Annotated in this window: 15 protein-coding genes; 4 read left to right on the top strand and 11 right to left on the bottom strand. The window is 49.6% G+C overall.

The window, feature by feature from the left end; translation table 11 throughout:
- The first annotated feature begins 284 nt into the window (after positions 1 to 284).
- Positions 285 to 1,481 carry a cation:proton antiporter gene (locus tag DXB83_RS15570; RefSeq protein WP_055226128.1) on the top strand — a complete coding sequence of 399 codons (1,197 nt, stop codon included), beginning with the start codon at positions 285 to 287 and terminating at the stop codon, positions 1,479 to 1,481.
- 86 nt (positions 1,482 to 1,567) lie between these two features.
- Here the strand turns inward: DXB83_RS15570 and DXB83_RS15565 are convergent, their stop codons facing one another.
- Together DXB83_RS15565 and DXB83_RS15560 are read right to left on the bottom strand one after the other, a co-directional pair.
- A complete protein-coding gene (locus tag DXB83_RS15565) occupies positions 1,568 to 3,556 on the bottom strand; it encodes a right-handed parallel beta-helix repeat-containing protein (protein ID WP_118640839.1) in 1,989 nt (662 codons plus the stop codon).
- Between the two features lie 125 nt (positions 3,557 to 3,681).
- A complete protein-coding gene (locus DXB83_RS15560) occupies positions 3,682 to 5,706 on the bottom strand; it encodes a right-handed parallel beta-helix repeat-containing protein (RefSeq protein WP_117510719.1) in 2,025 nt (674 codons plus the stop codon).
- A gap of 245 nt (positions 5,707 to 5,951) precedes the next feature.
- On the opposite strand from DXB83_RS15560, the gene DXB83_RS15555 reads away from it, so the two are divergent.
- A complete protein-coding gene (locus DXB83_RS15555) occupies positions 5,952 to 6,824 on the top strand; it encodes an AraC family transcriptional regulator (RefSeq protein WP_117510717.1) in 873 nt (290 codons plus the stop codon).
- 48 nt (positions 6,825 to 6,872) lie between these two features.
- Here the strand turns inward: DXB83_RS15555 and DXB83_RS15550 are convergent, their stop codons facing one another.
- From DXB83_RS15550 to DXB83_RS16610, 5 genes are all read right to left on the bottom strand, one after another.
- Positions 6,873 to 9,026, bottom strand: coding sequence for a glycoside hydrolase family 3 N-terminal domain-containing protein (locus DXB83_RS15550; protein ID WP_118697841.1), 2,154 nt, complete (start codon positions 9,024 to 9,026; stop codon positions 6,873 to 6,875).
- Positions 9,027 to 9,041: 15 nt separating this feature from the next.
- Positions 9,042 to 10,166: a Gfo/Idh/MocA family protein gene (locus DXB83_RS15545; RefSeq protein WP_117510713.1), complete on the bottom strand. Its 1,125-nt coding sequence runs from the start codon at positions 10,164 to 10,166 to the stop codon at positions 9,042 to 9,044.
- A gap of 183 nt (positions 10,167 to 10,349) precedes the next feature.
- Positions 10,350 to 14,699, bottom strand: coding sequence for an ABC transporter permease (locus DXB83_RS15540; RefSeq protein ID WP_118697840.1), 4,350 nt, complete (start codon positions 14,697 to 14,699; stop codon positions 10,350 to 10,352).
- Positions 14,700 to 14,706: 7 nt separating this feature from the next.
- On the bottom strand, positions 14,707 to 15,411 hold the full coding sequence (locus tag DXB83_RS15535) for an ABC transporter ATP-binding protein (protein WP_055226115.1): 705 nt from the start codon (positions 15,409 to 15,411) through the stop codon (positions 14,707 to 14,709).
- Between the two features lie 105 nt (positions 15,412 to 15,516).
- Positions 15,517 to 15,672, bottom strand: coding sequence for a hypothetical protein (locus tag DXB83_RS16610; protein WP_158565837.1), 156 nt, complete (start codon positions 15,670 to 15,672; stop codon positions 15,517 to 15,519).
- Between the two features lie 247 nt (positions 15,673 to 15,919).
- On the opposite strand from DXB83_RS16610, the gene DXB83_RS15530 reads away from it, so the two are divergent.
- Together DXB83_RS15530 and DXB83_RS15525 are read left to right on the top strand one after the other, a co-directional pair.
- Positions 15,920 to 16,636, top strand: a complete 717-nt coding sequence (locus DXB83_RS15530) for a histidine phosphatase family protein (RefSeq protein WP_117804489.1) — start codon at positions 15,920 to 15,922, stop codon at positions 16,634 to 16,636.
- A 26-nt stretch (positions 16,637 to 16,662) separates the two neighbouring features.
- Positions 16,663 to 17,895: an aminopeptidase gene (locus DXB83_RS15525; protein WP_117804490.1), complete on the top strand. Its 1,233-nt coding sequence runs from the start codon at positions 16,663 to 16,665 to the stop codon at positions 17,893 to 17,895.
- Positions 17,896 to 17,904: 9 nt separating this feature from the next.
- Here DXB83_RS15525 and DXB83_RS15520 read toward each other — a convergent pair whose 3' ends face one another.
- From DXB83_RS15520 to DXB83_RS15505, 4 genes are all read right to left on the bottom strand, one after another.
- The gene (locus DXB83_RS15520) at positions 17,905 to 18,513 is read right to left on the bottom strand and encodes a nucleoside recognition protein (protein ID WP_117804491.1); all 609 of its coding nucleotides are present in this window, start codon (positions 18,511 to 18,513) and stop codon (positions 17,905 to 17,907) included.
- 303 nt (positions 18,514 to 18,816) lie between these two features.
- A complete protein-coding gene (locus DXB83_RS15515) occupies positions 18,817 to 20,184 on the bottom strand; it encodes an MATE family efflux transporter (RefSeq protein WP_118697839.1) in 1,368 nt (455 codons plus the stop codon).
- Positions 20,185 to 20,296: 112 nt separating this feature from the next.
- The gene (locus DXB83_RS15510) at positions 20,297 to 20,788 is read right to left on the bottom strand and encodes a hypothetical protein (RefSeq protein WP_118697838.1); all 492 of its coding nucleotides are present in this window, start codon (positions 20,786 to 20,788) and stop codon (positions 20,297 to 20,299) included.
- A 66-nt stretch (positions 20,789 to 20,854) separates the two neighbouring features.
- Positions 20,855 to 22,477 (bottom strand): recombinase family protein, encoded by a 1,623-nt coding sequence (locus DXB83_RS15505; RefSeq protein WP_117804494.1) that lies wholly within the window; start codon positions 22,475 to 22,477, stop codon positions 20,855 to 20,857.
- Positions 22,478 to 22,484 lie beyond the last annotated feature (7 nt).

The raw sequence follows: 22,484 nt of genomic DNA, 5'->3' as shown, positions 1-22,484 counted from the left end.
TTCAAAAAATATCATTTTAAGGCTTGACTTTTAATAGTTAGTCTTTCGTTTTTTTGATCCCGCTTTTTGAACTCCATGTAAAATTTATTTGCTGCTTTGATCATACTATATCTACATGCTCTTTTCTATATCTCTTTTTCCGTTTTACTTTATTTTTTCTTTCTTGCCGATAGTATTTTTTCTCAATTTTTGTTATACTGAAAATGTATGCGTATCAAACTCCGGCATTGCTCTTTCAAGCTGCCGACACATACATAAACTTCATAAAAGGGGGTATCTTTTTCATGGATACGTATGTCATTTTAAAAGACCTGGCAATCATTATCGTATTCGCAAAATTGTTTGGTATTCTTGCCAGAAAATGCAAGGCTCCGCAGGTTGTGGGCGAGCTGATTGCCGGTATTGTCCTTGGACCCAGTGTGCTGGGACTCGTTCAGCAGTCTGACTTTCTCGCACAAATGGCGGAGATCGGTGTCATTTTGCTGATGTTCTCCGCAGGTCTTGGCACCAGCCTGAAGGATCTGCTCCGCACCGGAGTGAAATCCCTGCTGATCGCCTGTGCCGGTGTTTTTGTTCCTCTCGTTCTTGGAGCCATCTTATACATGAGCTTTTATGGCTTCTCTGCTGTCGGAACGGAAGAATTTTACCACGCTGTTTTTATCGGTGTTATTCTGACTGCGACATCGGTCAGCATCACCGTACAGGCCTTGAAAGAACTCGGCAAGCTGAAAACAGAGGTTGGAACAACCATCTTAAATGCAGCCATCATCGACGATGTCATTGGTATCATTGTGCTGACTGTTGTCATCGGTTTTAAAGATCCGACATCCAATCCGCTGAAAGTAGCAGCCTCCACCATTCTGTTTTTTGCCCTTGCGATTGTGCTCGGTTTTCTCTGCTTTAAGCTGTTCAACCGTATGAACTCCGTATTTCCGCACACCCGCCGTCTCCCGATTCTGGGTCTTGCACTCTGCTTCGGACTGTCCTACATTTCCGAAAAATATTTCGGCATCGCCGATATTACCGGTGCATACGTTGCGGGCGTTATCCTGTGTTCCCTCGATTCTTCCGATTACATCGAAGAAAAAATGGATATCAGCTCCTATATGATTTTCGGACCGATTTTCTTTGCAAGTATCGGACTCAAAACAACGCTCAGCGGCATGAACGAGAAATTCGTACTCTTTGCCATCTGTTTCGTCATCGTCGGCCTTGTCGCAAAAATTATCGGCTGTGGCCTGATGTCAAAGGGATGCGGCTTTACCTGGGGCGACAGCCTGAAAATCGGTGTCGGTATGATGACCCGCGGTGAAGTCTGTCTGATCGTCGCGCAAAAGGGTCTGAATGCAGGCTTTTTATCCGGCGATTTCTTCAGTGCCGTGATTCTGCTGATTCTCTTCTCGAGTGTTGCAACACCGATTATACTGAAAATCTTATACGCGAAAATGCCGACGGCAAAAGATTCTGCAAAGGCATCCTGACTTTCCTTTTACCAAAACAGGGCGCTGTGCCATTTCCTGCACAGCGCCCTGTTTTTTTCATATCAACCGGTAAGTTCTGATTTCTTCTACCACAGAATCTTCTCTGCCTCAGCTCCATCCGCAAACGGTCCCGGCATTGCTGCCACGCCGCGGTGCTCGCCAAGATAGTCCTGATCGAAGATAATCGTGCTTCCGTCCGGATCTTCGAATCTCTGCTCCGGCTCGAAGGCGTATCCTAAAATATCACTGTTGATAATTCCCGTCCGGAAATCCTTCAGGAACTCATACACGTTCGTCTTGATGGAATAGTGGCCGTCTTTTTCCACAAGTTCCACCTTAACCTGGTTCTCGTTATCCATAAGATTCTCTTTTTCATTCACACACGCCTTTGCTCCGTTAAAGTAAGCGTTTCCGTTTACCCAAACCGGCAGATGGCACTTGTTGTGATACGGCTCCAGCTTGCTCATGTCGGCCGGTTTATCCAGCTCAAAGTGGCTGATCCACTCGTCATAGGTCGGATACTCGTCGAACACATGCGTTCCGACCTCCTGGTTATCCTCCATCTTGAAGCCCATGTCCTCAACCGTTTCTGTTTCCTCAACCGGGTAATTCTGGATAAAGATGTTGTTGTAGAACCGGTCATCGCCATGCAGGAATGTCATGAATCCGGCAACCTCGGTACGGTGACGGATGTGATACGGCGTGTAACGGTCTCCTGTTCCGCCGCCAACTGCAGTTAATGAGCCAAGCATCAGATTGTGTACGCAGGCAATACCATCGGTCGCCATACGAACGCTGACCGGTGAGAGCATAATGTTGTTATCGATCAGGGTCGGACCATGGCCAACCTCGATGAAAATATCCTGACTCATCATTGCGCCCTCTGCCTTTGGTGTTCCCTCCGGCGGGCAGTTGTCGTGCAGCAGGTTCTGGGTCAGGCGTGTTCCCTGTGCCTCCCAGTCGCACCAGATGCCCATCGTACAATGATGAATATGATTTCTTCTCATCACAACATCGATCGCTGCATGCATCTTGATACCGGAAATCTCGGCTCCGCCAAGCTGCTGCATATTGTTGATGTTGTGAATGTGGTTGTCCTCAATGATACTGAACACACCGCCCATCCGTCCGACAATACCGGTCTGCTCACAGTGATGGATGTGGCAGCGGCGGATGATATGGCTTCCGATGTTCTCCTTCGTCCAGCCGTGATACTGGCCGCGGCACACAGCATCACGCTCCATCTGGGTCGGGCTTTTTACGTGTTTTCTGGTAAAGTAATGGTCGTTCTCCGGATCGTAATATTTTCCGAGCGAAATACCGCAGCACTTGCTGTTGCTGACCTCACAGTCCTCAATAATCCATCCCTTCGACCAGTGCGGACCGATCATACCGTCCTGATAAGCAGCCGGCGGCGCCCATGTCGTTGCTGCCTTGCTGACATCAAATCCACTGAACGTAATGTAATTTACGCCTGTTTTCGACGGCATAAAGCAGTTCCGGCGCACGTTGATTTCTACTTTTTCCTCCGTCGGGTTTTTACCCTGGAAGTTTGCGTAGATGACCGTCTGATTTTTCTCTTTGTCCTGCTCGGTATACCATTTGTAAACCGACCACTCCGGCTCCCAGGACGGCGCATAAACCTCGCCCTTGATACACTCCTCGAGCGTCTCTGTCTCGTATAACTGGCGGTCATTCAGATAAACCGCGCCGGTATGGCGTACCACCGGTGCAAAATACCAGTCACCGCCGACCATTGTCGTGTATGGGTTATAATTGCCAAAAACTCCGTTGTCTACACGGCATACCCACACATTATCTTTGTAATGCTCCCAGTCATTCATCGTTTCCGCACCGGTGATCTTTGCGCCGAGCGGCTTCTCACTCTTATAGACGATTCTCGCATCCTCGGTTCCGCCGTTGACCGGATCAACATATTCATGGTAAATACCAGGTGCAACCAGAACTTCATCTCCTGCCTTTGCAATTTTTGCCGCATCGTTGATGAACTTGAACGGCATCTCTTTTGTTCCGTTTCCATTCTTCGGAGCGGAATTATTGACATAGTAAATCATTTCTCTATACTCCTTTTTGTTATAGTAAAACCCGAAAACACTGCAAAAAAGGCTGTGACGCAATCATTCACTCTCTGCGGCGCTGAATTTTTTACGCTATTTTTTTGCGGGTCTATAGAATTTCTTTATGATAATGCTTCTTCCGCAGCCTCTTTTGATGCAAACGGGCCCGGCAGCGGATGAATGCCCTGACGGTTTCCGAAGTAGTCATATCGGAACACGATCGGCGTTCCATCCGGATTCTCATATTTCTGTTCCGGCTCAAATGCCATGCCAAGCGTCTCCGTTGAGATCACTGCACAGGCATTCTGCGGCAGATAATCGTAAACATTGGTCTCCAGTTTCCATTTTCCGTTCTCTTCTTTTACACCGATGGTGATTTCATGCTCGGTATCCACTACAGCGTCCTGTTCCTGCTCTGCCGGCTTCGCCCCATTGAAGTAAACGTTGCCGCCAAGCCATACCGGCAGCTTCTCGTAATACAGATCCGGTGACTTTCCGGAGCCCATTCCGCAATAGCCCTCAAATCTTGCCACGTACTCCTCCAATGTCGGATATCCGCTGTACGGTGCGGTTCCTGCTGTCAGATTTCCGTCATCCCACTCATTATCTCCGGTCAGTTTACGGATTTCTTCCATTCCCGCACGAACCGGCTTCTGGATGAAGATATTATTGTAGAACCGGCAGTCACCGTGAAGAACCGTCATAAATCCGTTGATCTCCGTGCGATGCGGCACATGGTACGGTGTGTAGCGTGGCGACGGCAGCTTTTCGGAGCCATTGTTGACACCGCGGCCGACAGCAGTAAACGATCCCGCGATCAGGTTATGTACTACCGCAACACCCTGCGTTGCCAGCTTCATCGCGCGGTCCGAAAGCAGTACGTTATTGTCCACCAGTGTCGGTCCGTGGGAAATTTCAATAAAGATATCCTCGCCGATACCGTCCATACCTTCTGGATTTGCATTTTCCTCGTTCGGCAGCGTATTGTCATGGAACAGGTTCTGCGTAACACGTGTGCCCTGTGCCTGCCAGTCGAGCCAGAGGCCTCTCGTACAGTGATGGAAATGGTTTCTTCGAATGATCACATCGATTGCTGCATGCATCTTGATGCCGCCGATCTCCGCACCCGCAAGGTTCTGTTTATTATTGATATGGTGAATGTGGTTATCCTCAATGATCGAGAACACACCACCTAAGTGGCCTACAATACCCGTCTGTCCACAGTCATGGATGTTGCACCGGCGGATGATGTGGCTTCCGATGTTTTCCTTTGTCCATCCCTCCCGCTGCGCCTGGCAGATACAGTCACGCTCCGTCTGTGTGCCATCTTTGAATTTCCATTTGAGCCATTTATTGTCATTGTTCGGCTGTCTGTATTTTCCAAGTGAAATGCCCGAGCACTTCGAATCTGAAATCTCACAATCCTCGATGATCCATCCCTTTGACCAGTGCGGGCCGACCATTCCTTCCTGATATGCCGTCGGCGGAGCCCACTGGGTTGCCGCCTGTTTTACAACAAAGCCGGACAGCGTGATATAACCAATGCCCTCCTTCGATGGATAAAAGCAATTCTCGCGCACATTAATTTCCACCGTTTCCTCATTCGGGTTTTTCCCCTGGAAATTCACATAGAAAACGGTCTCATTCTTCTCTTCGTCCTGCTCCACATACCAGGTGTAAACCGTGAATGCCTGATCCCAGGATTTTTTATAGATCTCCGGCTTTTTCACCTGATCCAGACTTGTCACCTCATACATAGATTTTCCATTCAGATACACTTCTCCGGTGTGTGCCGTGTAGGATGCGATAAACCAGTCACCGCTGACCAGTGTCGTATATGGATTGTAATCCCCAAACAATCCGTTCGAAACGCGCGCTGTCCACACATCACCTTCCAAATGCTCCCAGTTATCCACAATTTCCGCACCGGTAATCACAGCTTTTCCCGGTTCCACAGAACGGTACACAATTCTTGCATCCTCACATCCCGCATTCGCCGGATCTACATATTCCCGATATACGCCAGGCGCTACAAGCACCTCGTCGCCGGGCATTGCAATTTTTGCCGCCTCGGAAATCGTCTGAAATGGATATTCCTTCTGCCCATTTCCGCTTCGCACAGCATTTCCATCTACATAAATCTGCATTTTTCGCTTACCTCTCACTTCTTCACTTTTCATAAACTTTTATTGTGAATTTTCGCCAAAATCACATCACTCTTTTTCCGATTTCTGCCGTTCTTCACAATTTTCATATCTTAACCATAATACAGATCCTCGTAAAACACTACTTATATATTGCCGATCATTGCCCAGATGTTTCGATTTTTTCTATATTTTTTCTCTCTTCTGTTGTATAATACCGTTTATCAGATACGGAGGATTCTTTTGCCATGAAAAACGATTCGACTTCTTTTTTCGAAAACAATCATTTTGCTAACAGCTATGTTTACGATATCTCTATTTCGCATGTCCCCGCCTATTTCGGTCTGCACTGGCATCACTATATCGAAATTGTGCTTGCACAGGATAACGGCATTATCTATGAAGTAAATGGAGAAACCTTTCCGCTAAAGCCCGGTGATCTTCTTTTTATCTGGCCCGGCGAGCTGCACGCTGTTTCCACAACCAACAAAGAACATCGCCTGATCATGCTTCAGCTCGATGCAGATTTTCTGGAAAAACGCGTGGATTTCCAGTCTGTTGCTTATCTTTTTTATCAGATCCGTCTTCTGAATCAGAACAACTTCCCGGAAATCGAAAAGCTTCGCGGATTTCTGACAGAGCTGCGCAGGCTCTCCCTCTCCGGTATCAGTTTTTCCGAACTGCGCGGATGCGTTCTGCTATATCAGTTTTTTATTCTGCTCGGCGAAAATCTCTCCGTGCCGACCGAAACTGCCGCACCGCAAAAAACAGGCCATTCCGCACAGGTACACCGCCAGATGGTTGCTGCATGTACCTGGATCTCAAGTCACTGCACCGAACCGGTTTCCCTGGAAGAAGCATCAAAAGTCGCCGGATTCTCCCGCTGCCATTTTTCCAAGCTGTTCCGCGCATACACCGGCCTCTCCTTCACGGATTTCGTCACCAGGGAACGGCTCCATATCGCCGAAAACCTGTTAAAAAAACCGGATCTCACGATCACCGAAGTGTCGCTCGAATCCGGTTTTAACAGTATTTCTACGTTTAACAGAGTCTTTTTGAAATCAAAAAATGTAAGCCCTACCGACTTCCGTCAGATGTACCTGCAATCCTATCAGAAATAGGCTATGAATTCGGCATGGCCTCCACACATTCCAGCCGTGTCCTCCCCGCTAAACAAATATAACACTATTTCCCCATTCATGATCACTGCTGTTTCCAATGCTAATGCGAAGCTTCATCTGGCTGCAGACGATTTCCATATTTTCATCGTAATAAGAAAATTCTTCCCGATCTATAGAGAAATCTACCGTTTTCTTTTCTCCCGGTTCCAGGAATACCCTCTGAAAGCGAACAAGCTCTTTTCTCGGACGTACTACAGATGAACATAACGTTTCATAATAACATTGCACTACCTCTGCCCCCGCAACCTTACCTGTATTACTTACCTTACAATGTACATGAACTCTTTTATCCGGTCCTGCCTGTACCTCAATATCCGAAATATTAAATTCTGTATAAGACAGTCCAAAGCCAAACGGATATAACGGAGTATTGGGAATGTCCATATATCTGCTGCTGAAACGGTTCTCCGGATGATCGGCATCATAAATATGTCCTGTTTTTATATCCCAGTAGCTCACCGGCACCTGTCCCACACACCATGGAATACTTACAGCCAGTTTTCCGGAAGGATTGGTTCTTCCGTATACAATGTCTACCACTGCTTCCGCTCCCATAGTTCCGGGTCTCCATGCCATAATAACAGCCCTGGATTTTTCGGATATTCTTCGCAGATCCAGCGGTCTTCCTGTAATTACCACGGTTACAATATTTCTGGTGCGCTTTGCTATTTTTTCAAAAAACAGCTGCTGTTCTTCCGGCAGGGTCAGAAACGCTCTGCTGGCCGCTTCTCCCGACTGAGACTCATGTTCCCCCAACACACATACAACCGTATCCTCCCCGGTTATCGTTTCCAGCCACCGTTCATTCCCTGGCTCATCAAACCACTCCGGTTCCACCTGCCATATCTTACACTCTTCATCCGAAAGCATCCTGCAGCCCGGCATACATTCCGCCTTTATCTGCTTCTTTTGAAGAATATCCTCTATGGTTTCAACTGCCTCGTGTTCACCAAAAATTGACCAGCGACTCAAAAAATCTTTTGATGTCACATAAGGTCCGGCCCAGATCACTCTCTGTTTCTGGCACAGAGGCAATATTTTTTCATTTTTTAAAAGGACGCAGCTTTCGCTGGTCAGTTCATATGCTTTTGCCCGATGATACGGGGTGAGTTTTTCACTCTTTCCAAGTCCTGCAAACGGATTTTCAAAAAGTCCCAGCTGATTTTTCATTATCAGAACCCGGAATGCACTCTCATCAATAAGCGATTCCGGAATCTGTCCGTTTTCCACCAGCTTTTCCAGCCAAAACATATAAGCAGGACTCATCATATCAATATCCACACCGGCTTCTGCAGCCTGAACCGCAGCTTCTTCCAGATCAGCTGCCACTCCCTGTTCTTCCAGCTGTCCGATCGATCCCCAGTCTGAAATAACAGTTCCCTCAAAACCTTCTTTATCCCGCAAAAACTCCCTGAGAAGTTTTTTATTTCCACTGATCGGTTTTCTATCTATTGCATGAAATGCAGTCATAACCATAGCAGGCTTTGCCTTTAATGCCATACAAAAAGGCTTTACGTACTGCTCCAGAAATGTCCGTTGGGATATTTCAACATCATTGTATTCCCGCCCTGCATTCACTGCTCCGTAACCTGCAAAATGCTTCAGGCACGCTGCTACTCCCTGATCGCTTTTCTGCTGATAGCCATCTACCATTGCTTTTCCCATGATTCCGTTCATATACGGGTCTTCTCCAAAAGACTCCATCATTCTTCCCCAACGCGGATCTCTTGAAACATCAATCATAGGAGAAAATGTTGCTTTAAGCCCTTCAGAAGAGGCTTCCGAGGCAGCTATCGACGCAGCCTCGGAAACCAGCTCCGGATGAAAGGAACAGGCCTGTCCCAACGGAATCGGAAAAATTGTCCGGCATCCATGGATCACATCCGCCATAAAGATAAGAGGAATATGATGTGGGTGTTGTTCCATATATTTGCTCTGAATGTCATATATTTTTTCTTTGCCAATCACCCCCAGCACAGAACCCGCATACCGGATTATCCATTCCGGCGGTAATTGTTCTCCGACAACACCGGTCAGTACCGCATCCTTATCAAAATATGCACCGGTCAGCTGCACCATTTGTCCTATTTTTTCCTGTAAAGACATTTCCGACAGCAATTGCTGTAATTTATATATTTCCATAAATACTCCTTATTTTTACTGCTCTTTTTCCGGTACCGGCAGTGCCGCCGGTCTCTCGCAGGTGGACGGAACCTTCTCAAATGCGCCCGATTTTGCGCTCTTCATAATCTGATCAATCACATCCAGTACATGGTATGCCATTTTGGCATTCGCACGGTTTAGTCTGCCCTCTGCAATTGCTTCTGCCATCTCGGACGGACCGAGGCCGCGGCTGTTTTCGCTGTAGGCAAAGCCATAATCCAGCACTTCCGGAACTGCCTGCTGTGTCCAGTCCTTCACGCCCGGAATGTAGACGATATCGCCGCCGAAATTGTTCGGGTCCACCAGCTTTAAAATACCTTTTTTGCCGTAAATTGTGAATACCGCCTGATCGTTGATGGTGCTGTCGCCATTGACACAGAATGTGCCGGTCACGCCGTTTTTCATTTCCAGAATCGTGAAAGCCTGGCTCTCGTTGCTGTAGTCAAATTCCTGGCCGTATTCCGGGCTGTCCGGGACGACATTGACGCGCTTCGGCGCAAGGTTGCGCACGGAGGAAACGACACGGTCCACCGGGCCGAAAAGGCTGACGATGGCGGTCAGATAATAAACACCGAAATCGTAGCAGATACCGCCGCCCGGCATCCGCAGAAAACGGAAGATGCTCGCCAGCAAATCAAGATCGCGGTTTGCGCATGCTTCGAAAGATGTCACCTCGCCGATCAGCCCGTCGTCGATCGCTTTTCTTGCGGTCTGCAGTGCCGATCCAAGGAAGGTGTCCGGTGCGGAACCGAGATAGAGATGTTTCTCCTCTGCCAGCTCGATCAGTTTCGCTGCCGTTTCCGGTGCGAGGGTCATTGTTTTTTCAGTGTAAACGTGTTTTCCGGCTTCCAGTGCCTGACGGATCAGCCCCTCGTGGGTCGGTGCCGGTGTCAGAATGACTACCATTTCAATCGACGGGTCTGCCAGAATTTCCTCGTAGGTACAGCCCTTGATGCCATACTGCTCTGCTTTCTTTTTCGCATGTTCAAGATGGCCTGCGCAGCATGCTGCTACCTCAAGATTCTCAAAGTTATGAATCATGTTCGTCAGATAAATATCACTGATCGCTCCGCAGCCGACAACGCCGACTCTCATTTTTTTCGTTTCTGTTGTTCCCATTTGTAAAAATCCCCTTTACTCTTTGTTTTTTGATTCTGTTCTAATAAAAACCCTTATTTTTTTTATACAACGAAATGTCTGAAAAAACAAGCATTCCGGCTCATATTTCACTTTCAAAATGAAAAAACCACCCACGGTTTCTGCAGATTCTCTGCATCACCGCGGACGGCCTTTTTCTGTTGTTTACTCCACGCTTTTCAGCGATTCAATCATATCAATTTTTCTTAACCGGTAGAACATCATAAAATTGACGAACAGAGCAAACGCCAGGGTAATCAGGGCGCTCCAGCCGTAGCTCCGCGGGAACACGTTTCGTCCGAACATCATCATATCGACCTCGACGGTCTGAATTACGCAATGATGTAAAAACGTTCCAATTCCCATGCCCGCGATAACGCCGAACAGTGTCAGCACCATGTTTTCCCGGTACACGTACGATGCCACCTCGCCGTCGAAGAAGCCGAGCACTTTCAGCGTTGCCAGCTCTCTCTGTCGTTCGGTGATGTTGATGTTGTTCAGGTTGTACAGCACCACAAACGCCAGCAGGCCCGCCGATACGATCAGCACCACGATGACGATGTCGAGGGAACGAAGCATGTTGTCAATCTGATCAATCAGGTCGGATGTGAACGAGATTGCCGCTACACCGTCGTACGTCATGATTTTTTCTCCGAGTGCTGTCTCATAATTGCCCGACGTGTCCTGATATTTCATCAGAAGCTGGTTGTAGTCCGGCGCTCCGCCGAACAGCTCCTCGTAGAGATCCGGGGCCAGATACAGGTAATGGCGCACGTAGTTTTCGACGATGATCGAAATCTTTACGTCCACAATATCATCGCCTTTTTTCAGCTGAACCGTGTCGCCTGCTTTTACACCGAGCATCGTTGCTGTCTTTTCGCTGATGGCTGCGCCGCCGTCGGTCGGGAATTCGTAAACTTCTCCGCTTTTCCGGTCTCGGAAGGCATAGAAGTCATTGAAATTCGTCAGTTCTTTCGGCACTTCAAGCACTGCATCCACGGTCTTTTTGTCGGTCTGCAGTTCGATGTTCTGGCAGTACATTTCCAGCAGCTCATCGATGCCGCTGTAGTTTTCCAGATCGGTCTGCAATGCTTCTTTTTCGGATTCATCCACATCTGAATTCAGCACAGCATTCGCCTGATAGGTGAAGAGGCTGACGAACTGGTTTTTCGCAATCGCGGTGATGGAATCCTGAAGGCCGAAACCGACGAGGATCAGACCCATGCATCCGCCGATTCCGATAACGGTCATGAAGAATCGTTTTTTATACCGCACCAGATTCCGCACGGTTGATTTCTGCGTAAAGTTCAGATGTTTCCAGAGTACGCCGATGCGTTCCAGGAAAATCCGTTTGCCGTTTTTCGGTGCTTCCGGCCGCATCAGCTCTGCCGGACCTGCGGCGAGTTCTTTGTAGCATGCCGCGATCGTCGCCACGCCGGTGCAGGCTGCACTCGCCAGAATCGCAAGGCCTCCCTGCTCCCAGTTCAGCGGGGTCATGTAATACGGGAGTCCGGTATACAGCATGCCGTAGGCATTCATAATAACCCAGGGCAGGATTTTTTCTCCAACCACCACGCCCGCGAGAGCGCCGGATACGGTGGAGAGCATCGCGTATGCGAAATATTTAAAGGCGATCACGCCGTCGGAATAGCCGAGGGCTTTTAACGTTCCGATCTGCTGACGCTGTTCCTCGATCATTCGTGTCATCGTCGTCAGGCTGACGAGAGCAGCCACGAGGAAGAAGATAACCGGGAAGAATTTTCCGATATTCGAGATACGGCCGGCATCCTGACCGAAGCTCTCAGTTGACGTTACCTTATTCCGTCCCCAGACGTACCACGTTGGTTTTTTCAGGTCTGCGAGTGTTTTCTCACCGTCCGCAATTTCCTGCTTCGCATCCGCGATTTCTGGTTCGGCGTCGGCTTTTGCTTTTTCATATTCGGCTTTGCCGTCCTCAAGTTCCTTTTCTTTATCGGCAATTTCCTGTTTCGCATCCGCAAGGGAGATTTTTCCGTCGGCGATTTCCTGTTTCGCGTCGGCAAGCTGGGTTTCTCCGTCGGCAATCGTCTGCTTGGCTTCGGCGAGCTGACTTTCTCCATCGGCGATCGTCTGCTTTGCTTCTGCTAACTGGGTTTCGCCGTCGGCGATCGACTGTTTCGCTTCTGCAATTTGACTTTCTCCATTGCTTATCGTTTGTTTTGCGTCCGCCAACTGGCTTTCTCCGTCGGCAATTGTCTTTCTTCCTTCCGCAAGCTGAGCCTCGCCCGACTGAATCGTCTGCTGATATGATGCAATCTGCTGCTCGCCATCCGCGATCTGCGCTCTGGCGGCTGCAAGCTGTGCTTCGCCCTCTTCCAGTTTGCTGCGGTTTGCCTCGATCTGTGCTTCTCCTTCTTCGATCTGCGCTTTCGCTGCATTGAGCTGTGCTTCTCCATCCTCCAGCTGTTTCTGGTAAGCACTTGCCTGCGCTTCTCCATCTGCAATCTGCGCAAGACCGGCTGTAACCTGCGCTTCACCGTTTTCCAGTTCTTCTTTTGCAGCAGCAAGCTCGTCCTCACCGGCGGCGCATTCCTGCTCTTTTTCCGTTAACTGCGCATCTGCCGCTGCAAGCTGATTTTCCGCATCTGTAATCTGTGCCTCTGCTGCTACAAGCTGAGCCTCTGCTTCAGCGCTGGCTGCCTCAAACGCTGCGATGTTTTGTTCCAGAAATGTTTTCTGCTCATGCATCGTGGAAAGCTGCTGTGCTAACTCTGTCTGCTTTGCTTCCAGCGCAGTTTTCTGTTCCAACAGGGATGCATACACTTCATCTTCTTCTGTCAGTCCGTCAAGCTGAGCCGTAATCGCCTCGATCTGCCCTGCCACTTCTGTCTGCGCAGCTTCCACGTCTGAAAGCTGGCCGCCAAGCTGGGCTAACTGATCCTTTGCTGTTTCGTACTGGTTTTTCTGCTCCTCGTACGCTGCTTTCTGCGCTTCATACTGTGCGCGTCCTGCAGCGGTTTCTTCTTTTTTGCTTTCCAGTTCCTCACGCGCGGCGGAAAGCTGTTCCTTCGCAGCATTTAATTCTGTTTCTTTTACGGAAAGCTGTTCTTTTGCCGCATTCAGTTCCGTCTGTTTCTGACTCAGCTCAGTTTTTGCTGCCGAAAGCTGCGCCATTTTTTCTTCTAACTCTGTTTTACCAGATGCAAGTTCTGTTTCTTTCGCTGCGAGCTGTGTCTTTCCGTCAGAAAGTTCTTTTGCTTTCGCTTCCAGTGCTGCCTTTCCGCTTTCCAGCTCTGCTGCTTTCTGATTCAGCGTTGTTTTTCCGCTTTCCAGTTCTGCCGCTTTCTGACTCAGCGTCGCTTTTCCACTTTCCAGCTCTGCCGCCTTTGCTTCCAACGTCGCCTTTCCGCTCGCAAGTTCTGCCTCTTTGTCTTTCAGCGTTGCCTTGCCGGATACCAGTTCCTGTTCTTTATCGGCGATCGTTGCTTTCGCACTGAGAAGTTCCTGCTCTTTTTCTGCAATGGCCTGTTTTCCGTCAAGGAGTTCCTGTTCTTTCTCAGCAATCGTCTGCTTTCCGTCAAGGAGCTCCTGTTCTTTGTCCTTTAACGTCTGCTCACCGTCGAGAAGTTCCTGCTCTTTGTCTGCAATCGTCACTTTCGCGTCGGCAAGCTGCTGTGCGCCGTCATCCAGTTCTGTTTTGGCATCGGCTAATTTCTGCTCTGCATCAACGACCTGCTGTTTTGCATCGTCGATCTTCTCCTGGCCTTCGGTTTTGACTGCCGTATACCGCCGATCGCACGCCGCGTCCTCGAGTGCTTCGATCTTTGTCTGTACAGCCTTCACCGTCTCATCATACGCATCGCTGTAGCTCGCCTCTTCCTGCGCGCCGTCCGCCTGAACATAAATCTCTGTATAGAGATCCGAGGTAAATGCTTCCGGAAGCAGCAGTGCAAAACTGTTGATGCTTCCGTTTCCAATCGAGCCCGTTCCGCGGTTCAGATCCATATAATAAGGGAGCGTCGCCGAACCAACAATCGTAAACGTGTCCCCGGTCAGCGAATCTGAGAGCGGATCCTCCGTTCCGGAAGTGAACGTTACCTGATCCCCGATCTCACAGCCGGAACTTTTCAGAAACTGCGTATCAACAAGAATTTCATCCTCTTTCTCTGGCATCCGTCCCTTGACCACGCGCGGTTCATTCACACTGTCCGTCAGCGCGATCAGTTTCACAACCTGCTCGCTCTCACCGATGTCATGCAGCACTTCCACCGTCTTTCCGCCGTAGACCGCTTTCACGCCGTCTGTCTTCGCGATATCCGCCAGATCATCGTCTGTCAGCCCCAGCGTTCCAAGGACTTTCAAATCCATATAATTTACTTCATCATAATACCGGTCCGCTGAGACTTTCATATCTCCTTCCGCCGACCGGATGCCCGAGAAAAACGCCGCGCCAAGAAGCACGATGAAAAAGACTGACAGAAACCGCCCCTTGTTCTTTGTGATTTCCCGGATAAAGTCTTTTCGAAATGCTCTCATCGTCCACCTACCATTCTATCTCTTCCACCGGCGTCGGGTTCTCATTTGTTTTCATGCCCGCCACTTTTCCGTTTCGAATTTTAATCACGCGGTCCGCCATCGGTGTCAGCGCCGAGTTGTGAGTGATGACAATGACCGTCATCCCCTTCTCCCGGCAGGTATCCTGCAGCAGCTTTAAGATCGCTTTTCCCGTCACATAATCGAGCGCGCCGGTCGGCTCATCGCAGAGCAGCAGTTTCGGATTCTTCGCCAGCGCACGCGCAATCGCCACACGCTGCTGCTCTCCGCCCGAAAGCTGTGCCGGGAAGTTATTCATTCTCTCTTCCAGCCCAACCTCCGCAAGCACCTCCGACGCATCCAGCGGATGCCGGCAGATCTGCATCGCCAGCTCCACGTTTTCAAGTGCCGTCAGGTTCTGCATCAGATTATAAAACTGAAAAACAAATCCAATATCCTCCCGCCGGTACTGGATCAGCTTCTTGCCGCGGTACTTACTGATCTCCGCCCCGTCCACCAACACCTTTCCTGAAGTCGCTGTGTCCATTCCGCCTAAAATATTCAGCACCGTCGTCTTACCCGCACCGCTCGGTCCAACAACAATCACAAACTCACCCTTTTCCACATCAAAGCTGATCCCATCCGCAGCCTTGATGGTAATCTCACCCATTTGATAGGTCTTTGTTACATCCTGAAGACTCACATATCCCGCCATGCCGCCGTGTTCCTCCTATGCAAAAAATCGATATTTCCTATTTCTTTTATTGTATCAATCTACAGCCGCGGCGGCTAGTCCTAAGTGGACGAATTTACTGTTTTTTTATAAATGGCATCCCCCCTTTATTTCAATACTGCCCTGATCATACATCTTATCCCAACCAGAATAATCACCACCTCCTGTAATCTCTGTGCCATCTCCATCGCAGCCATGCCCTCTGCTGCCTTCCCGTTCAAAAATATTTCCAGAACGCATCATCCTCTGTCACTCTCCTCTCAAATCTTAACCACTCCTCCCAGGCCGCCTACCAGACGTGCGAACGCCTCTTCCAATTTGCCACATCTTTTTCCACAGAAACTCACACAAGTTTGACAATTTATGATACACTAAGCTAAGTGACATCAATTCTGAATGTTCTGTGCTCTGCCGCAGATTTTTCGGAACTGAAATTGACTTTTCGATGCATAAACCAAACGATTTGTGGCATACGAAGAAAGGAATTCTTATGAAAATTATCTTTATCCGCCACGGCGAACCGAATTATGAGATTGATTCGCTGACTGAAAAGGGCTGGCGTGAGGCTGAGCTGCTTTCGAAGCGAACGGCGAAATGGAACGTCACCGATTTTTACTGCTCGCCGCTCGGACGTGCGAAGGATACGGCTTCTTTCACACTGAAAAACGCGGATCGCGAAGCCAAAATTCTTCCATGGCTGCGCGAATTTGATGCGCCTGTCATTGACCCGGAAACCGGGAAGCGCCGGATTCCGTGGGATTTTCTGCCGGATGTACTCGACGCAAACCGGGATCTCTATGACAATCATCTCTGGACGAAAAATCCGATCATGCAAACCGGAAATATGGACGAAAATTACCGTTTTGTGACCGACGGACTCGATACGCTGCTTGCACACTACGGCTATGTACGGGACGGCTATCGCTATCATGCCTCTGATGAGACGAACCGCGAGGCTGTCATCGTCTGCTTCTGTCATCTCGGCGTTACCTGCGTGGCACTGTCCCACTTGCTGAATATGACACCAACCCAGCTCTGGCAGGGTATGTTTCTGGCGCCGACTTCTGTCACAATCGTCGGAAGTGAGGAACGCAAACCGGGCGAAGTGTACTTCCGCTGCCAGACTGTTGGCGACGTACACCATCTGCTGACTGCAGGCGAGCCGGTTTCGTACTATGGATCGTTTAACGATCCATTCCAGTTTTAAACTTTACAAAAAGGGAGTTTTTTATCATGAATGAAGCAAAATTAAGAGAATACGCAAAGCTGATCGTAAAAATCGGCGCAAATGTACAGAAAGGACAGCGTGTCCGTCTGCAGGCCGGTGTGGATCAGGTTCTGCTTGCTACCATGGTCACGGAAGAGTGTTACAAAGCCGGTGCAAGCTATGTTGAGCTGATCTGGGAGTGTGGTCCGATTAACAAGCTGAGTTATCAGTACGCCACAGCCGAAACACTCGGTACGGTTCAGAATTGGGAGGAGGAGCGCCTCAAACAGATGACCGTAGATCTTCCGGTCCGCATTTTCATTGACTCCTCCGATCCGGATGAGCTTGCCGGCATCTCTGCCGATCTGCTCTCTACCGTCCGTCAGATGCGCGGGAAAGTAACGAAAAAATACCGCGATCAGCTCGACGGAAAACATCAGTGGCTGATCGTTGCCGCTCCGTCACCGGCATGGGCCAGAAAAGTATTCCCGGGCGAGCCGGAGGATATTGCGGTTGAGAAGCTGTGGAATGCTATTTTTGATTGCCTGTATTTAAAAGAAGGCGAAGATGTTGAAAAAATCTGGCAGGCACACTGTGACCGCATGACCCAAAAAGCCAACTGGCTGAATGAACAGGCGTTCCGCAAACTGCATTATACCAGCAAAAACGGCACCGATTTCACAGTTGAACTGATTCCGGACGCAAAGTGGAGCGGCGCTGGCGATATCAACCATATGAACAATACCTTCTATGTCCCGAATATGCCGACCGAAGAAGTTTTCACCAGCCCGATGCGCGGCAAATGTGAAGGCCGCCTCGTTTCCACCAAACCGTTAAGCTGGTCCGGCCAGGTTATCAACAACTTTACCGTTGATTTTAAGGACGGAAAGGTTGTCGACTGCCACGCAGAACAGGGCGAAGAGGTTCTGAAGAAAATGTTCGCGATGGATGAGGGCGCCGCGATGCTCGGCGAGGTTGCACTCGTTCCGAAGGAGTCCCCGATCAACCAGTCCGGTCTGATGTTCTTTAACACTCTGTTCGACGAGAACGCATGCTGCCACGTTGCCGCCGGCGCCGGCTTTTCCGAGGTGCTGGACGGATTTATGGATATGAGTGATGAAGAAATCCTCGCAAAAGGTATCAACGATTCCCTGATCCACGTTGACTTTATGGTTGGATCGGATGACCTGCATATCGTGGGTATTCACGAAGACGGAAGCGAGACCGATGTCTTTGTAAACGGCACCTGGGCTGAGTAATCTGAATAATCATCGCCCCATTCTTTCCATCACTTTGCAAAACACCACCGCCGCAATCGTACTCGCAGCCGTCGCAGCAAGCGCCGGTCCGACAATTGCTGTTGGGTGGACGCTGCCGTACTGACTGCGGTACGCAATGATGTTGACGGGGATGAGCTGCAGAGAAGAAATATTTAAAATCAAAAACGTACACATTTCCCGGTTTGCGGTTCCTTCTGGAACTGCGGCCGGGTTTCTCATTTTCCGCCGCTCTTCCTCCAGCTCCTCAAACCGCTCCATCGCCGCAAGCCCCGGCGGCGTCGCAGCCGCGCCGAGTCCAAACACATTACAGATCATATTCATCCCCGCCGCCCGCATCGCAGGATGGTCTTCCGGCACTTCCGGAAACAGAAACCGCATCACCGGCCCCATTCGTTTCACCAGCCCGTCAATCACTCCCGCCTTCTTCGCAATCTCCATCAGCCCTGCCCAGAACCCCGTCACCCCAACCAGCGAAACCGCCAGCACCACCGCCTCCCTCGAAGCCTGAATCACCCCATCCGTCACCTCCGGCATCCGTCCCTGCAGCGCGCCATATGCGATTCCGAGAAGCAGCATGGAACTCCATAGAATGTTCATTGCATCACCTGACTAAAAAGATCTTTATAAAAATATGCTGACTTTATATTTTCCATGATTCGAAACTCAAGTATACACCATAATCCCACAAATTTTTATTATGCCGTCGTTTTATAATGCTTTCTAAAATTGATATTTTAGTTTTATACGTATATAATAATAAACATTATAAGGGTGGTGTTTTAAAATGAAGAAATGAGACCTGCATTCAGTGCCTGCTATGAATAATATAATGTGATATATAATTACCGGTCAACACACAGATTTTTCCGTGCATTGGCCGGTAATTTTTTCATTTAAAAATCAGTTTCCTGTCTTCCCTTTTCTCATATAAGGATTTCGATACAGTGAAATCACAAGCTCCGCAGCCATGAAGCACCAGATGATCGGTTCGCACCAGATTACGGCGCTGTAGTGGTAGCGTGGAATGAATACCATGGCAAAGATAATCTTTCCAAACAGCTCAATAAAGCTCGACAGCAACGGCAGAATTTTCTCTCCGAGTGCCTGCAGTGCCAGACGGCTGCAGTTGACAAGACCAAGGGCGAAGAAAAACGGGATGGCTACGCGGAGGTAGCGGGCTCCGTTTCCGAGGACGGTCGGGTCGGATGAACCAGAGATCAGGTGTACCATGGTTGGTGCAAGCGGGGTGACGATTACAATCAGGCACGCGGTTACGCTGAAGCAGAAAATGTAAGCGTAACGGATGCCTTTCCGCACGCGCTCCCAGTTGTCTGCGCCGCGGTTCTGTGCAACGTAAGTGTTGACGGCCTGCGCCATGGAGGAAAGCGGCATCATGGAGAACGAAAACAGCTTTCTCGCAGCGGTATGTCCGGCGATAGTTTCATATCCGAGGCTGTTGATGCCCGGCTGCAGAACGATCGAACCGACATAAATGATACTGCTCATAAATCCCATCGAAAATCCCTGCGCCAGCAGATCTGCGTACAGTCCGCGGTCCAGCGCGAAGTGGCGTTTTTCCGGAAGCAGGATTTTCGCTTTCGTAACAATATAAATCAGGCAGAGCACAACGGAAATGCCCTGTGCAATGACGGTTGCAATCGCGGCACCCCGGACACCCATGCCGAACGTGCGGATAAACAGCAGATCGAGCACGATGTTCACCAGCGATGAAAAGATCAGGAACACAAGCGGCATGAAGCTGTTGCCGATCGCCCGCAGCAGGCCGGAGCACAGGTTGTAGGCGAACATGACGAACAGGAAAATCGAGAGAATCGAAATATAGCTGTAGGATTCCTCAAGAATCTCCGCCGGTGTTTTCAGTAGGCGCAGCAGCGGATGCATGAAGATCGTCGCCAGAATGGTAACTACCAGTGTGACGGCAACGCCGATGACGATACAGGATGCAACCGATTTTTTCATCCGGTCCGTCTCCTGCCGTCCAAAGCAGCGCGCCGTGACGATTGCAAGACCGTTTCCGACGCCGAAGGTAAATCCGGTCATCATCTCATAAATCGACGAGCAGGCACCCATCGCCGCAATCGACGAGTCGCCGAGTGTATAGCCGACGATCAGCGTATCCATCGTGTTGTAAATCTGCTGAAACACGCGGGACGCCATAATCGGCAGGGCAAAAAGCAGCAGAGATTTCAGGATCGAGCCATGAAGCAGATCAACCTGAGAACTCCGCCGGGTTTGTGTCTGTGACATAAAGAAATTCCTCCCTCTGATATAATGCATTGTTACCATTATATCAGAAGAGAGGAATTACCGGGCAGATAAAATACCCAAAACCATAAAAAAATACAATAATACAAAACTTTTACAGATTTTCGTCAATGATCGTGCATGTTCCGCCTTTTTCTTCGAAGTAATCCTGCATCTGCGCCGACAGCACATTCACATCCTCGTACTGCTCCGGCTGCACATGATTCGAAATCCAGGCATCGCCGCCCTCGTACAAGATCTGATACTGACTGTTATAGGAAGCTTCATATACATATGATTCCCCGTCGAGCGTGCATTCATAACGAACCGTGCAAAGCGACGCTTCATCCCGCAGCTGTGATTCCGTGTACACCCGAAGTCCGATCGCCGCTCCAATCAGAACAAAGATCGCCGCAAACACACCAACAAACGCATACCGGATCACTTTCCGTCTCCGCACTGCCTGCTGCACCAGCTGATCATTTAAGACCGCAAGCTGCTGTGCAATCTCATTCAGTTCCGAAGGCTGCTCCTCCTCTACTTCCAGCCCGCCGCCCAGCAGCACACTCACCGGCACCTCAAACAGCTCCGCCATCCGATCCAGCATCACCGCATCCGGAACCGAAATCCCATTTTCCCTTAGTTAAAGATATTGTTGGGTAAAAAAGATGTGTCAGTCGATTTTGCCTATAAAGCGATAGAAAATCTCTACTTCCTGCTCCCGGCTGCCGTCCTCGCCCTTAACCGCTTCATGCACAAAGATTTTTTCAATCAGCGTATTCAGCAGTTCGGCGGTCAGCTCCGTAGGGTTGACATACTGCCTCATCAGCCCTACCCACTTTTCAGCGTCAACGGCGGTCTGCGCAACGGCTTCCATCGCTTCGTGAAGCTGCTGGATTTTCTCGTCCAGCTCCTTTTGTTCGCCCTGATACTTCTCGGACAACATATTGAAGTTGTACTCTGTAATGCGTCCGGCAGCCCAGTCCTCGTACATCTTGGCAAACAGCCCGTCAACCTCTGCTTTTCGCTTCTCGGCTTTTTTCAGTTCGGATGCCTGTTTCTCCCTCGCAGAGCTGCGTTCCTTATCGCTGGCGTTGAGCAGCCTTTTCAGAAGTTTGTCCTCGTCCTGCTGGGCCTGCTGTGACCAGTATTGCAGGCGGGAGAGGACATAGGCGTAAAGCACATCATAGCGGATGTAGTGCATGGAGCATTGGCGCAGTCCCTGTCCGTTCTTGCTGCAATGATAGTAGCCATACGGGGTTTTGTTCTGCTTATTCTCGCCGTATGCCAGCGACCAGCCGCAGTCCGCACACTTTACCAGCCCTGAAAAAATCTGCGTTGTGCCGTCCTTTTGCCGTCTGCGTCTGCTGGCAATCTGCTCCTGCACCTGTCGGAACACATCTTCGGAGATAATCGCTTCGTGGGTATTCTCCACACGATACCATTCCTCTTTCGGCTTGCGTACCTTTTTCTTGTTCTTGAATGAAATGTTGCTCTGCTTATTGTGTACGCTGTGACCGATGTAGGTTTCCTCTTTCAAGATGCTTTTGACCTGCGCTATCGTCCACGCATAGGCTTTTTCCTCCGGCGCTCCGGCATAGATATTGGCGAAAGTGCCGTACCTCTGGAAGTTCAGCCATCCGGGGGTGGGTACTTTTGCTTCCACCAAAATCCGTGTGATGCTGGCCGCCCCTCTGCCATGAACGGCAAGGTCAAAGATCTTTTCGATAATCCACCTTGTTTCCGTGTCAACCAGAAGATGCCCGGTCTTATCCGGGTCTTTGATATAACCCAGCGGGGCGTAGGCTCCGTAGTGTGCGCCGTTTGCAAACCGTGTCCGCATGGCGGCCTTGACCTTTTTGCTGGTCTGGCGGGCGTGCATCTCGTTCAGGATATTCAGGAATGGGGCAAGCTCGCTTTCTCCGTTGAGGGTGTCCACATTGTCGTTGATCGCAATGTAGCGGACGCCTTTGCTTGGGAAGTAGATTTCTGTGTATTGGCCGGTCAGAATGTAGTTTCTGCCTAAGCGGGATAAGTCCTTTGTCACAACGCAGTTGATTTTCCCGTCCTCGATGTCGTCGATCATCCTCTGGAAGCTCGGCCTGTCGAAGTTCGTGCCGCTCCATCCATCGTCAATATACTCGTCTACTACGGTCAATCCATGCTCGGCGGCGTACTGCCGAAGCATCATGCGCTGTGTCTGGATGCTGCCGCTTTCGCCTTGCAGCTCATCGTCACGGCTCAATCTCAAATAAAGTGCGGTGTTATAAACCGTTGTATTGTATGGTTGTTTCATCAAAAAT

The organism is Blautia sp. OM06-15AC (genome assembly GCF_003481425.1).
GTDB lineage: Bacteria > Bacillota > Clostridia > Lachnospirales > Lachnospiraceae > Fusicatenibacter > Fusicatenibacter saccharivorans.
The sequence above is the reverse complement of the archived record's forward strand: the minus strand, read 5'-3'. Positions and strand labels throughout refer to the sequence as shown.

What these genes read in the sequence shown, in the direction of transcription:
- DXB83_RS16610 (WP_158565837.1), bottom strand. Translation starts at nt 15,672, where the DNA reads ATGATGCGTTCTGGAAATATTTTTGAACGGGAAGGCAGCAGAGGGCAT.
- DXB83_RS15530 (WP_117804489.1), top strand. Translation starts at nt 15,920, where the DNA reads ATGAAAATTATCTTTATCCGCCACGGCGAACCGAATTATGAGATTGAT.
- DXB83_RS15520 (WP_117804491.1), bottom strand. Translation starts at nt 18,513, where the DNA reads ATGAACATTCTATGGAGTTCCATGCTGCTTCTCGGAATCGCATATGGC.
- DXB83_RS15555 (WP_117510717.1), top strand. Translation starts at nt 5,952, where the DNA reads ATGAAAAACGATTCGACTTCTTTTTTCGAAAACAATCATTTTGCTAAC.
- DXB83_RS15540 (WP_118697840.1), bottom strand. Translation starts at nt 14,699, where the DNA reads ATGAGAGCATTTCGAAAAGACTTTATCCGGGAAATCACAAAGAACAAG.
- DXB83_RS15535 (WP_055226115.1), bottom strand. Translation starts at nt 15,411, where the DNA reads ATGGCGGGATATGTGAGTCTTCAGGATGTAACAAAGACCTATCAAATG.
- DXB83_RS15560 (WP_117510719.1), bottom strand. Translation starts at nt 5,706, where the DNA reads ATGCAGATTTATGTAGATGGAAATGCTGTGCGAAGCGGAAATGGGCAG.
- DXB83_RS15525 (WP_117804490.1), top strand. Translation starts at nt 16,663, where the DNA reads ATGAATGAAGCAAAATTAAGAGAATACGCAAAGCTGATCGTAAAAATC.
- DXB83_RS15505 (WP_117804494.1), bottom strand. Translation starts at nt 22,477, where the DNA reads ATGAAACAACCATACAATACAACGGTTTATAACACCGCACTTTATTTG.
- DXB83_RS15545 (WP_117510713.1), bottom strand. Translation starts at nt 10,166, where the DNA reads ATGGGAACAACAGAAACGAAAAAAATGAGAGTCGGCGTTGTCGGCTGC.
- DXB83_RS15515 (WP_118697839.1), bottom strand. Translation starts at nt 20,184, where the DNA reads ATGTCACAGACACAAACCCGGCGGAGTTCTCAGGTTGATCTGCTTCAT.
- DXB83_RS15565 (WP_118640839.1), bottom strand. Translation starts at nt 3,556, where the DNA reads ATGATTTACTATGTCAATAATTCCGCTCCGAAGAATGGAAACGGAACA.
- DXB83_RS15570 (WP_055226128.1), top strand. Translation starts at nt 285, where the DNA reads ATGGATACGTATGTCATTTTAAAAGACCTGGCAATCATTATCGTATTC.
- DXB83_RS15550 (WP_118697841.1), bottom strand. Translation starts at nt 9,026, where the DNA reads ATGGAAATATATAAATTACAGCAATTGCTGTCGGAAATGTCTTTACAG.
- DXB83_RS15510 (WP_118697838.1), bottom strand. Translation starts at nt 20,788, where the DNA reads ATGCTGGATCGGATGGCGGAGCTGTTTGAGGTGCCGGTGAGTGTGCTG.